The sequence below is a fragment of the Dactylosporangium sp. NPDC048998 genome (assembly GCF_043197855.1).
Classification (GTDB): domain Bacteria; phylum Actinomycetota; class Actinomycetes; order Mycobacteriales; family Micromonosporaceae; genus Dactylosporangium.
This window is the reverse complement of sequence record NZ_JBICTV010000010.1, coordinates 177,373-189,839: the sequence shown is the minus strand read 5'-3', so window position 1 is coordinate 189,839 and position 12,467 is coordinate 177,373. Positions and strand designations below refer to the sequence as shown.

General features: G+C 71.6%; 9 protein-coding genes. 1 reads left to right on the top strand and 8 read right to left on the bottom strand.

Features of this window, described 5'->3' with window-relative positions; genetic code table 11:
- Positions 1 to 124: 124 nt before the first annotated feature.
- Positions 125 to 844 (top strand): hypothetical protein, encoded by a 720-nt coding sequence (locus ACGFI8_RS24080; RefSeq protein ID WP_392808091.1) that lies wholly within the window; start codon positions 125 to 127, stop codon positions 842 to 844.
- 76 nt (positions 845 to 920) lie between these two features.
- Here ACGFI8_RS24080 and ACGFI8_RS24075 read toward each other — a convergent pair whose 3' ends face one another.
- From ACGFI8_RS24075 to ACGFI8_RS24040, 8 genes are all read right to left on the bottom strand, one after another.
- Positions 921 to 1,487: a hypothetical protein gene (locus ACGFI8_RS24075; protein ID WP_392808089.1), complete on the bottom strand. Its 567-nt coding sequence runs from the start codon at positions 1,485 to 1,487 to the stop codon at positions 921 to 923.
- A 156-nt stretch (positions 1,488 to 1,643) separates the two neighbouring features.
- A complete protein-coding gene (gene pgi, locus ACGFI8_RS24070) occupies positions 1,644 to 3,278 on the bottom strand; it encodes a glucose-6-phosphate isomerase (RefSeq protein WP_392808088.1) in 1,635 nt (544 codons plus the stop codon).
- Positions 3,279 to 3,296: 18 nt separating this feature from the next.
- On the bottom strand, positions 3,297 to 4,226 hold the full coding sequence (locus ACGFI8_RS24065) for a sulfite exporter TauE/SafE family protein (protein WP_392808087.1): 930 nt from the start codon (positions 4,224 to 4,226) through the stop codon (positions 3,297 to 3,299).
- 528 nt (positions 4,227 to 4,754) lie between these two features.
- Positions 4,755 to 7,241 (bottom strand): DNA topoisomerase (ATP-hydrolyzing) subunit A, encoded by a 2,487-nt coding sequence (locus ACGFI8_RS24060; protein WP_392808085.1) that lies wholly within the window; start codon positions 7,239 to 7,241, stop codon positions 4,755 to 4,757.
- A 26-nt stretch (positions 7,242 to 7,267) separates the two neighbouring features.
- Complete coding sequence (locus ACGFI8_RS24055) at positions 7,268 to 9,325, bottom strand: type IIA DNA topoisomerase subunit B (RefSeq protein WP_392808083.1); 2,058 nt, start codon at positions 9,323 to 9,325, stop codon at positions 7,268 to 7,270.
- Positions 9,326 to 9,604: 279 nt separating this feature from the next.
- Positions 9,605 to 10,219, bottom strand: a complete 615-nt coding sequence (locus tag ACGFI8_RS24050; protein ID WP_392808082.1) for a hypothetical protein — start codon at positions 10,217 to 10,219, stop codon at positions 9,605 to 9,607.
- Between the two features lie 148 nt (positions 10,220 to 10,367).
- Positions 10,368 to 10,922 (bottom strand): DUF3413 domain-containing protein, encoded by a 555-nt coding sequence (locus ACGFI8_RS24045; protein ID WP_392808081.1) that lies wholly within the window; start codon positions 10,920 to 10,922, stop codon positions 10,368 to 10,370.
- Between the two features lie 115 nt (positions 10,923 to 11,037).
- Complete coding sequence (locus tag ACGFI8_RS24040) at positions 11,038 to 12,159, bottom strand: magnesium and cobalt transport protein CorA (protein ID WP_392808079.1); 1,122 nt, start codon at positions 12,157 to 12,159, stop codon at positions 11,038 to 11,040.
- Between the last annotated feature and the right edge of the window lie 308 nt (positions 12,160 to 12,467).

The window sequence follows — 12,467 nt, the reverse complement described above, 5'->3', positions numbered from 1 at the left end:
TTCTGTCCTGATCCATCCTGATACATCCTGATTCATCCGTATCCATCTGTATCCATCCGTCCCTGTGTGGTGCCCGCACTCCGCGTGCGGGCACCACCAGCGTCCGTCCGGAAGGGCACCCCCGGTGAAGTTGCGGTTCGTCGTTGGTCTCGCCGCGGTGGCAGTGGTACTCGTGGCGCTCGTCCTCGTCACGCGCCAGGCCGACCCGCCGCCCCCGTCGAGCGAGGTCGTGCACAGCGTCCAGGGCTCCCTCGGCGCGCGGCAGTCGGCGGAGCTGGAGGTCGTCAGCGGCGTCGAGTCCGTCATCATCCACAGCGAGCCGATCGAGGGCCTGCTGTACCGCGCCTCGACCCTGCCCGGCAGCAAGGTCTCTCCGGTTGCGGAGGAGGTCGGCGACACCGTGCGGCTGCGCCTCAACGGCACGGAGATCGCGGGCCAGGCCACCGTGCACGTGTACCTCAACGACCACGTCCGCTGGCAGCTCAAGCTCGCCGGCGGCGGACTGCGCCAGGTCGTGGACTTCGGCAGCGGCCGCCTGGCCGGCATCGAGGTCCTCGCCGGCGTGCAGGAGCTCGATGTCACGGTGCCCAAGCCCGAGGGCACGATGCCCATCCACGTCGGCGGCGTGGGCCGGCTCGCCGTGCACGCCCCGACCGGTCCGCCGGCGCAGCTCACGCTGGGCGCCTCGGGCACCATCGGCGAGGTACGCCTGGACGACCAGTCCAGCAAGAACCTCACCGGCGGGACCACGGTGGCCGGCCAGGGCTGGGCGACCGCGTCGGACCGCTACGCCCTGCAGGTCGACACCGCGGCCGCCTCGGTGTCCCTGGACCGCCGCCCCTGAGCGCACACGGCCGCGCCGCCCCGTTGCTCTCCGCGGCGGCGCGGCCGTAGTCCGTTTATGATCACACCCGGCGATCTCAGCGGCGGGGCGGAACGCCCAGCAGCGGCAGCCGCCACAGCGTCACGTCCGGCGACTGACCGGAAAGGATCAGCAGTCGCCGCATGCTGAGCCGCACCAGGTGGTGCGAGATGAATAGCAGCCACCCGGCCAGCGGCAACTCGACGAGCAGGGCGGTGGCCAGGCTCAACCACCGGTCGGGCCCGGAGGCGGTCAGCAGGTCGAACCACGCGTCGCACGCGAGCAGCGTCGCGCTCACCACGCCGGCCAGGATCATGATCTGCCGCCGGCGCAGCGCCGCCCAGGCGGTGAGCGCGAGCGCCGCGGCGAGCACGAGATCGAACCCGACCCAGGTGGCCCGCCAGTGCCCGGCCAGGTATCGCGGCGGCAGCGTCAACGACAGCCCGACGACCCACGGGACCATCAGCACGCTCGCGACCCCGACGACGATGACGAACCGTCGCCGCACCCGCTCCGCGGTCCCACTCGAGCGCCGGGTGACCGGCGGCGCGAGCGCGGCAAGCCGCCGGGCGAGGTCGGCCCGCTCCTCCGGCGACATCAAGCGCAGATCGGCGTCCCCGATCACTCGTCGACCATACTTCGGCGGCGTCGTACGCCGCCCGCACGAGGGGACGCTGCACAGCGACCTCCCAGCGACGGGCTCTGTCCCCGCCGGGCGATGCGGCCTCTTGCCGCATCGCCACGCGCGGGGCGATCGATGACCGCCCCGCGCGGGGAATGGTCAGCGGTCGCGCAGTTCGCGGTAGCGGCCCACGAGCGCCGCGGTCGACGAGTCCAGGGCCGACAGGTCCGGGGACGGCGACGTCAGCGCCGGCTCGATGCGCTTGGCCAGGACCTTGCCCAGCTCGACGCCCCACTGGTCGAACGAGTCGATGTCCCAGATGGCGCCCTGGACGAAGACCTTGTGCTCGTACAGCGCGATCAGCTGGCCCAGCACCGACGGCGTCAGCTCGTCGGCCAGGATCGTCGTCGTGGGCCGGTTGCCGTGGAACGTGCGGTGCGGCACCTCGGCCTCCGCCACGCCCTCCGCGGCGACCTGCTCCGACGGCTTGCCGAACGCCAGGGCCTGGCCCTGCGCGAACAGGTTGGCCATCAGCAGGTCGTGCTGGCCGCCCAGGGCGCCGAGCTCGGCCACCGGGCGCGCGAAGCCCAGCAGGTCGGCGGGGATGAGCGCGGTGCCCTGGTGGATCAGCTGGTAGTACGCGTGCTGGCCGTTGGTGCCGGGGGTGCCCCACACGATCGGGCCTGTCGCCCACTCGACCGGCCTGCCCTCGCGGTCGACGGACTTGCCGTTGGACTCCATGTCGAGCTGCTGCAGGTACGCCGTGAACCGCGACAGATAGTGACTGTACGGCAGCACGGCGTGGGTCTGGGCGTCGTGGAAGTTGCGGTACCAGATCCCGAGGAGGCCGAGCAGCAGTGGCGCGTTCGATGCGGGCGGCGCCGTGCGGAAGTGCTCGTCCATGCGGTGGAAACCGTCGAGCATGGCGCGGAACCCGTCCGGCCCCAGCGCGATCATCAGCGACAGGCCGATGGCGGAGTCGTAGGAGTAGCGGCCGCCGACCCAGTCCCAGAACTCGAACATGTTCGTCGTGTCGATGCCGAACTTGGCGACCTCGGTGGCGTTGGTCGACACCGCGACGAAGTGCTTGGCCACCGCGGCCTCGTCGCCGAGCGCGTCGACCAGCCACGTGCGCGCGGCCGTCGCGTTGGTGATCGTCTCGATCGTCGTGAACGTCTTGGACGACACGATGAACAGCGTGCGGGCCGGGTCGGCGTCGCGGACGGCCTCGTGCAGGTCGGCGCCGTCGACGTTGGACACGAACCGGAACGTCAGCGAGCGGTCCGTGAACGCGCGCAGCGCCTCGTAGGCCATCGCCGGGCCCAGGTCGGAGCCGCCGATGCCGATGTTGACGATCGTGGTGATCCGCTCGCCGGTGTGCCCGGTCCACTCGCCCGAGCGGATGCGGTCGGCGAACGCGGCCATCCGGTCGAGCACCGCGTGCACCTTCGGCACCACGTTCTCGCCGTCGACGTAAATCTCGGCGTCCCGCGGCGCCCGCAGCGCGGTGTGCAGCACGGCCCGGTGTTCGGTAAAGTTGATCTTGTCGCCGCGGAACATCGCGTCGCGCAGCTCGAACACGCCGCGCGCCGCCGCGAGATCCTGCAGTAGCCGCAGGGTCTCATCGGTGACCAGGTGCTTGCCGTAGTCGAGATAGAGGTCGCCGACCTGCAGCGAATAGCGGCTGCCCCGGTCGGGGTCTTCGGCGAACAGGTCGCGCAGGTGCACCTCTCCGAGCTCCGCACGGTGCTTGGCCAGCGCGGACCACTCGGGCAGATGGTTGAGCCGAGGCATCAGGAAACTCCTAGAGAGTCAGCGTGGTACCACTCCACTCGCTGATTCTGCCCCGTTCGCGTTCGTCTCGTCGTCGGTGCCCGGATCTCGTGGCGTCGTCCGCGCTCGCCCCCGCCGGCGCGCCCCCTCGGCCACCGCGAGCGCCGTCGCCGCGGCGACGATCAGAAGAACAGTTCCCGTCGGTACCGCGAACAGCTTCAACGCGCTCGCGATGAGCACGATGATCAGGGCCGCCCGCACGACCCCGGCCGGCGCCCGGGACGACAGCCGCGCCCCGATGAGCACGCCCGGCACCGACCCGACGAGCACCGCCGCGGCGAGGTCGAGCTTGAGGTCGCCGAACAGCGCGTGCCCGAGCGCGGCGGAGAACACCAGCGGGATCGCCTGCACCAGGTCGGTGCCGACCAGGTCGCCGGGCCGCAGCGCCGGGTACAGCGCGAGCAGGATCACGATGATCAGCGACCCCGACCCGACCGAGGTCATGCCGACCACGAGGCCGCCGAGCGCCCCCAGCAGCACCGTCGGGACCGGCCGGATCCGGATCGCCGGGCGCTCGCCGGTGGTGGGCTTGTCCCGGCGGTACGTCTTGACGAGCAGGCCCACGACGGCCAGCAACAGGGCGACTCCCAGCGCGGTGCGCACCACGTCCTGGACCCGCTCACCCCCGCCGATCGCCCGCATCAGCAGGACGCCGAGGAACGCGCTGGGCACGCTGCCCAGGCACAGCCATCGCACGAGCGCCCAGTTGACCGTCCCGCGCCGCGCGTGCACGAACCCGCCGAACGGCTTCATCACCGCGCTGGCCGCCAGGTCGCTGGAGACGGCCGCGAGGGGCGGCACGCCGAAGAACAGCACGAGGATCGGCGTCATGAGCGCGCCGCCCCCCATCCCGGTCAGCCCGACGATGACGCCGACACCAAGCCCGGCGAAGGCCAGCAGTGGGTCCATCCGCAGAAGTCTGCCGACTCGAGTCGATTTTGTCCACCAACTAAGTCGACAATGCTGGGAATTCCGACAGGTATCACACCTGCGGGTGAGCCCGGCGCGCGCCGCGGACCGACCTTGCCGGGCCCGGCCGGCACAACGCCTCCGCGATCATGCACCCGGCGGCCGCGGTGTGCGGCGTTTTCATGATCACGGAGTGGACACGTACAAGGAGCAGCACGTTCGCTCCGTGATCAGGGAGAACCCATGCACCGCGATGAGCACGCGCGGCGTCGAGCTCCGGCCGGCGCGCGCCGAGCGCGACGACCGGCCCGACGCCGGCGAACGGCCGCTGGCGGAGCCGAACCTGGCCGCCCCGGCTGAGGCTGCCCGTGGGCTGGGGGCGGCGGCCCGGACTGGGGCCGCCCCGGGCTGCGGCCTCCCAGTCTCGGCGCGCCGGTCTCGGCGCGCTGGGCTGAAGGTGGGCCGGAGGTGGGGCCGCGCCGGGCTTGGTAGCCGCGGCGCGGCCGAGGACGTGCGGGTGGGGTGGGGTCAGCCGCGTTCGACCTGGTGGCCGACCAGGTCCGGGGCGCGCAGCTGGGCGCCGGAGCCGTCGCGGCGTTCGTCGACGGTGGGCAGGTCGCGCGGGTCGCCCTTCGTGTTGACGGCCACCGGGCGGGGGCCGATCCAGGCCAGGACCAGGTGGGACTCGCCCTTCAGGAAGCGCTGGGCGCGGACGCCGCCCGTGGCGCGGCCCTTGGCCGGGTAGAGCCGCAGCGGGGTGACCTTCGCGTTGCCCATCGTCGCGGTGACGACCATCGGCTCGCCGTGCTGCGGGTCCTGGATCGTCACGGCGCCGAAGAAGATCGCCTGGGTGTCGGCGGCGAGGTTGATGCCGGCCATGCCGCCGCTCTTCAGGCCCTGCGGGCGAACCATCGACGCCGGGAAGCGCAGCAGCGAGGCGTCGGAGCTCACGAACGCCAGGGTCTCGTTGCCGTCGGCGAGCCACGTGGCGCCGACGACCTCGTCGCCCTCGCGCAGGCCGATGACCTCGAACTCGTCGGCGCGGACCGGCCACTCGGGGGCGCAGATCTTCACCACGCCGGCACGGGTGCCCAGGGCCAGGCCGGGGGAGCCGGAGTCGCGCTCGCCGAGCGGCGCCAGGCCGACGACCGTCTCGCCGGACTCCAGCGGGACCAGCTCGGCGGTGGACATGCCCCCACGCAGTGACACCGTGCCGGGCTGCTCGGGCAGGACCGGCAAGGGCAGGACGTCGACCTTGAACGCGCGGCCGCGGCTGGTGACGAGCAGCACCTGGCCGCGGGCCGTGGTGTGCACGACGGCGCGGACCGCGTCGTGCTTGTCGCGGCCGGCCTTGCGGCTGCCCTCCCGCGCCTCCTCGGACTCGGCCGCGGTACGCGCCACGAGCCCGGTCGCGGACAGCAGCACCTGGCACGGGTCGTCGGTGACCTCCAGCGGGCCGGCGGGCACCGACGCGGCCAGCACCTCCTTGAGGTCGCCGTCGATGAGCGTGGTGCGCCGGGGCTGGGCGTGCTCCTTGACCACGGCGGCCAGCTCGTCGGAGACGACCTTCTTGAGCACCTTCTCGTCGTCGAGGATCTGGCTCAGCGCGGCGATTTCCTCGTTGAGCCGCTGTTGCTCGGCCTCCAGCTCGATGCGGTCGTAGCGGGTGAGCCGGCGCAGCGGGGTGTCGAGGATGTAGGTGGCCTGGATGTCGGTGAGGCCGAACTCGCTGATCAGCCCCGCCTTGGCCGCGGCCGCGTTGTCGCTCTCGCGGATGAGCGCGATCACCCGGTCGATGTCGAGCAGCGCGATGAGCAGACCGTCGACGAGGTGCAGCCGGTCCTGGCGCTTCTTGCGGCGGAACTCGGTGCGCCGGGTGACGACCTCGTAGCGATGCTGGAGGAACACCTCAAGCAGCGCCTTGAGCCCCAGCGTCTGCGGCTGCCCGTCGACCAGGACCAGGTTGTTGACGCCGAAGGACTGCTCCAGCGGGGTGAGCCGGTAGAGGTCGGAGAGCAGGGCCTGCGGGTTGACGCCGACCTTGCACTCGATGACCAGGCGGGTGCCGTTCTCCCGGTCGGTGAGGTCCTTGACGTCGGCGATGCCCTGCAGCCGTTTGGTCTTGTTGACCTCGTCGGTGATCTTCTCGATGACCTTCTCGGCGCCGATGCCGTACGGCAGCTCGGTCACCGTGATCGCCTGCCGCCCCCGGCTGCCCTCCAGCAGGCCGATCTCCACCCGGCCGCGCATGCGCACCACGCCGCGGCCGGTCTCGTAGGCCCTGCGGACCTCGTCGAGGCCGAGCAGCAGCCCGCCGGTGGGCAGGTCGGGCCCGGGGACGAACTCCATGAGCTTGTCCAGCGTGGCCGTCGGGTGGTTGATCAGCCAGCGGGTCGCGGCGACGATCTCGGCGAGGTTGTGCGGGATCATGTTGGTGGCCATGCCGACCGCGATCCCGGACGAGCCGTTGACGAGCAGGTTGGGGAACGCGGCGGGCAGGACCGCCGGCTCCTCCAGCGAGCCGTCGTAGTTGGGCCGGAAGTCGACGGTGCCCTCGTCGAGCTCACCGACGAGCAGCATCGCCTCGCGGGACATCCGGGCCTCGGTGTAGCGCGAGGCCGCCGGCCCGTCGTCCGGCGAGCCGAAGTTGCCGTGCCCGTCGATGAGCGGGACGTTGAGCGAGAAGTCCTGCGCCATGCGGACCATGGCGTCGTAGATCGCGCTGTCGCCGTGCGGATGGTACTTACCCATGACGTCACCGACGACGCGCGAGGACTTCACGTGCCCGCGGTCGGGGCGGTGCCCCTGCTCGTTCATCGAGAAGAGGATCCGCCGGTGCACGGGCTTGAGCCCGTCCCGCGCGTCCGGCAGCGCCCGGGAGTGGATGACCGAGTACGCGTACTCCAGATACGAGTCCTCGACCTCGGTGGTGAGCGGGTTGTTCAGCACCCGTGCGCCCGCCTGATCGAACGCGGACAGGTCGGCCTTGACAGCCTTGGTGCTCTTGCGTGCCATGGTGAAGTGTTGGCCTTCCGGTCTTCTCAGGCGTCGATGGTCTCTTGGTCGACCCGCGCCGCGGAGTCGATCAGCCAGTTGCGTCGAGGCTCGACCCGCTCGCCCATGAGCAGCTCGAGGACCTCCTCGGCGGCCTCGACGTCGTCCAGCGTGATGCGCCGCACCGCCCGGGTCGCCGGGTTCATCGTGGTGTCCCACAGCTCGTCGGCGTCCATCTCGCCCAGACCCTTGAACCGCGGGATCGGGGTCACGACCTGCTTGCCGGCCTTCTCCAGCCGGGCCACGGTGCCGGTCATCTCCTGCTGCGTGTACGTGTAGATCGTCTCCGGGTTGCGCCCCTTCGTGACGATCTTGTGCAGCGGCGGGACGGCGGCGTAGAGCCGGCCGTCGGCGATCACCGGCCGCATGTACTTGGCGAACAGCGTGATCAGCAGCGTGCGGATGTGCGAGCCGTCGACGTCGGCGTCGGCCATGATCAGAATCCGGCCGTAGCGCATCGACTCGAGGTCGAACGTGCGCCCGGAGCCGGCCCCGAGTACCTGCACGATCGCCGAGCACTCGGCGTTGTCGAGGACCTGCTGGATGTTGGCCTTCTGCACGTTGAGGATCTTGCCGCGGATCGGCAGCAGCGCCTGATACTCCGAGGAGCGCGCCATCCGGGCGGTGCCCAGCGCGCTGTCGCCCTCGACGATGAACAGCTCGCTGCGGTGCACGCCGGTGGAGCGGCAGTCGACGAGCTTCGCCGGCATCGACGCGCCCTCCAGGGCCGTCTTGCGCCGGGCCGCGTCCTTCTGCTGCTTCTGCGTGAGCCGCACCCGGGCCGCGTCGACGATCTTCTGCAGCACGGTGCGCGCCTCGGACTTGGTCTTGCGCGCCTCGATCCAGGCCTTGATGTGCTGCTCGACGACCTGCTGCACGACCCGCGTCACCGGGGCGGTGGACAGCTCGTCCTTGGTCTGCGAGGTGAACTGCGGCTCCGGGATGCGCACGTGGATGACCGCGGTCATGCCCTCGAGCACGTCGTCGAGGGTCGGCAGGTCCTCCTTGGGCCGCAGCAGGCCGCGGGTGTTGCGGATCGCCTCGGCCAGCGCCCGCAGCGCGCCGCGCTCGAAGCCGCGGCGGTGGGTGCCGCCGTGCATGTTGCGGATGGTGTTGGTGAACGACTCGACGACCCGGTCGTAGCCGGTGCCCCAGCGCAACGCGATCTCGACCTCGGCGCGCCGCTCGACGTTGGCCTTCATCACGCCGTTCTCGTCGGCGGCGTTCTCCTTGTAGTGCCCCTCGCCGTTGATGAGCAGCGTGCCGCACACCGGCTTGTCGCCGCTGGGGGCCAGGAACTCCACCATGTCGGACAGGCCGTCGGGGTAGTGGTAGGTCTCGGTGGTGATCGAGCCCTGGGTGGCGTCCTTGAGCACGTAGGTCACGCCCGGCACCAGGAACGCGGTGTTGCGCAGCTTCGCCCGCACCGCCTCGGGGTCCAGCGCCGCCCCGGTCTCGAAATACCGCGGGTCGTGCCAGTAGCGGGTCGAGGTGCCCGTCGACGAGCCGCGCTTCATCCGGCCCTGCACGCTCAGCCCGCCGCGGCGGGTGAACTTCGCCGTGGCGCCCGCCCCGTCGAACTCGCCCGGCACGCCGTGCTGGAACGCCATGTGGTGGACCTTGCCGTCGCGGCGCACGGTCACGTCGAAGCGGGTGGACAGGGCGTTGACCGCGGAGGCGCCGACACCGTGCAGGCCGCCCGAGGTCTTGTACCCCGAACCGCCGAACTTCCCGCCCGCGTGCAGCCGGGTCAGCACCAGCTCGACGCCGGACATCCCGGACTTCGCGTGCACGTCGACCGGGATGCCGCGCCCGTCGTCGTCGACCTGGACCGAGCCGTCGGCGTGCAGCGTCACCTCGACCCGGGTGGCGTGCCCGGCGATGCCCTCGTCGGTCGAGTTGTCCACGATCTCGTTGAACAGGTGGGCGACGCCGCGGCTGTCGGTCGAACCGATATACATGCCCGGGCGCTTGCGGACAGCGTCCAGCCCTTCGAGGAGCGTGAGGTTGTCAGCCCCGTAGAGGGTCTCGGGTTGTGCGGTCAACTCGGCTCTTCTCCCATTGGTCCCGTTCCCTGTGCTGCCCGCGAGCGTAGCCGGAGGGTCTGACATTTTCGCGTCGCCCTCGCCCGGTTTCGGGCGGCAAGTCCCTGAACGCCGTGATCGCGCCCACAGTCCCGCCGGCGCGGGCGGGGTCCGCGCGCCACCTCGCCGAGGTCACCGTGGCATCGAACACGTGTACAACGACCTCGGATACTACTTCGCCCGCAGCCCGAACCGGCCGACCGCCACGCGGGGCGCGGCGGACCGGCATCGACTCCCGGTTCAGATGGTGAACGGCGTCCGGCCCGCGCTGAACTCCCGCAGCGCCGCCAGGATCTCGTCCTCGGAGCGGTCGGCGAAGGTCAGCGTGGCGGTGAATCCCGAGCCGTAGAGCAGCTTCAGCGCCGCCGAGTCCACGGCGGTGTACGCGCCGAGACCGCCCTCGACGCGGGGGTCGCGCGGCTTCACCACGACCATCTTGTGCAGCCCCCAGCGCCGGCGCCGGATGTGCTCGATGCCCTCCCACGGCAGCCAGATCGCCTGCCCGCGGGTCGGCCGGGTCCTGATCCACAACCCGGCCGGACCGGCGGCCAGCACCGGGCCGCCCGAGGAGACCAGGAAGGTCATCACGCCGATGGTGCCGGCGAACACGACCACCAGGCAGGCCATCAGCGCGACGAGCGCGACGAGGTCGCCGCTGGTGTGGTTCGGCCCGTCGGTGGTGAACACCAGCGCCGCCGGACAGCCCACGATTAGCAGGGAGGCCACGGCGATCGGAACCATGATCAGGGCGCGTTTGAGCGCGCTGGGCCGGGCGACGAACGGCAGGTTGTCGGGGATGCGCCCGGCGATCGGCGCCCGCGGCCCGGGCGGCAGGCCGTACCCGCCGGCGGGCACCGACCGCGGCGGCGGTGGTGCCGGCGGGACAGGGGGAGCGGGTGGCTGAGGCGGCCGGTTCCAGGCCGGCGGCCGCGGTCCCTGTGCGGGACCGGACGGAGGCGAGGCATCGCTCACGGCGACACCTTACGTCGCACCGTGACCCGCGTCACGGGCCGCCGGTGCGGTCGACCCAGGACTTGTACGGCCGGGAGTCGTCGTAGGCGCCTTCCGCGTAGTACTCGCCCACGTCGGCGCGGAACATGAACGCCGAGACGAAGAGCAGCAGCGCGACGGCGACCAGCCCGGCGACCCCGTGCGGGGCCGTGTACCAGGACGGGACCGCCTCCTTGTACTCCGCCAGCAGCGGCGCCGGCTCCCCGCCGGTCGGCGCCACCGCCCACTCGGGCCCGCCGACCAGGAAGCACAGCGTCGTCAGCGCGATGATCGGCGCGGCGATCCACACCGCGACCCGGACCTTGTTGGACCGGCGGCGCATGAACACGGCGATCGCCGCGAGCACCACGACGGACACCACCGCCACCGCGAGGCTGCTGAACAGGTCGGCGTGCACCTGCACGACCTGCGCCTCGGCGATCATCCGGAAGTGCTGGCGGTTGAGATGCAGCAGCGCCGCTTCGGACAGCGCCGCGTCGACCGCGAGCAGCACCGTCGCGGCCGTGAAGGACCAGTGGACCAACCGGACCTGCGTGGACACGCGCATCGTCTGTCCTCCCCCGAGTCGCGTACACCGTAGTACGACCGGCCGCCGGCCGCGTGCCCGTTTCGGCCCGCGCCGCCGGCGGGTCGAGCCGCGCGCGGCGGTGGGCGTCAGCCGGTTACAGCCAGCCGGACCTGCGGAACAGCCTGTGCAGGGTCACCATCGCGCTCGCCATGATCGCGGCCACCAGGCCGTAGCCGTACCGCCAGTGCAGCTCGGGCATGTGGTCGAAGTTCATGCCGTAGATCCCGGCGATCGCGGTCGGCACGGCGGCGATGGCGGCCCACGCGGCGATCTTGCGCATGTCGTTGTTCTGGTCCAGCCCCACCTGGGCCAGCCGGGCCTGCAGGATCGAGTCGAGCAGCTCGTTGTACGACCCGACGCGCTCCACCACCTGGCTGAGCCGGGCGTGCACGTCCTGGAAATACTGCCGCAGGCCCGGCGGCACGTCGGACGAGGGATCGGTCATGCGCCGCAGCGGCTGCTGCAGCGGCAGCACCGCCCGCTTGAACTCCAGCAGCTCGCGCTTGAGCTGGTAGATCTGCTGCACGTCGCAGCCGCCGTTGCGCAGGAACGCGGTCTCCTCGAGCTTCTCCACGTCCTGCTCCACGCCGTTGGCCACGTCGTGGTACACCTCGACCATCCGCTCGATCACCGCGTAGCCGACCGCCCACGGCCCCAGCCCGAGCAGGGCGGGGCGCTGCTGCAGCTGCTCGCGCACGTCGGCCAGGGCGCCGGCCCCGCCGTGGCGCACCGACACGACGAATTGCCGGCCGATGAGCAGCGTCACCGCGCCGGTGTCGACGACCTCGGAGGTCTCGGTCAGCTCGGCGTGCTCGACGTACCGCGCGGTGCGCAGGGTGAGCGCCGTTATGTCCCCGCGCTGCTCGATCGCCGGGCGCCGGTCCACCGCCAGGGTCTTGTCGACGGTCGCCTCGTCCAAGCCCACGAGCTCGGCGATCGCGGTGAACTGCGCCTGGGTCGGCTCGAACAGCCCGAGCCACACGAACCCGTTGCGCCGGCGGCGGGCCGCGGCGTAGGCGTCCGCGAACGACGGGCGGCCCGGCTGGCGGCTGCCGCGCACGTACAGGGCGCAGTCCATCACCGCCGCCTCGTCCTCGGGGCGCGGCAGCAGGTGCGGCAGGCGCTCCGGCGGCTGCATGCGCAGCAGCACGCGGCCGAGCAGCCGCCCGACCCGCCGGCCGACCTTCGCGCCGGCGCTCACCTCGGTGTCGCTCATGAGCCGTCACGGTACCGGCGCCGCGCACGTGCGGCCCGGGTCGGGTTGCCCGCGAAGAAAAAAATTTTGCCCGCGGAGGGGGCTGTCGAGCCGGTCGCTCGCGCGGCGGCGGTCTGTCCAGATACCGGAGGTTGTATCCGGACAGACCGGCAACCCCGCGGGCGGCGAACAGGCCCTCCCGGGCTGGAGCCCGTGACGAGCCGTGCGAAGCAGCGGCGCACCGATGCCCGGCGTTACGGTTACAGATTCGTCATTTACTTGAATCGAATTGCGCATCTATGCAGCTAGAGCCCGCCTGTGGTACGACT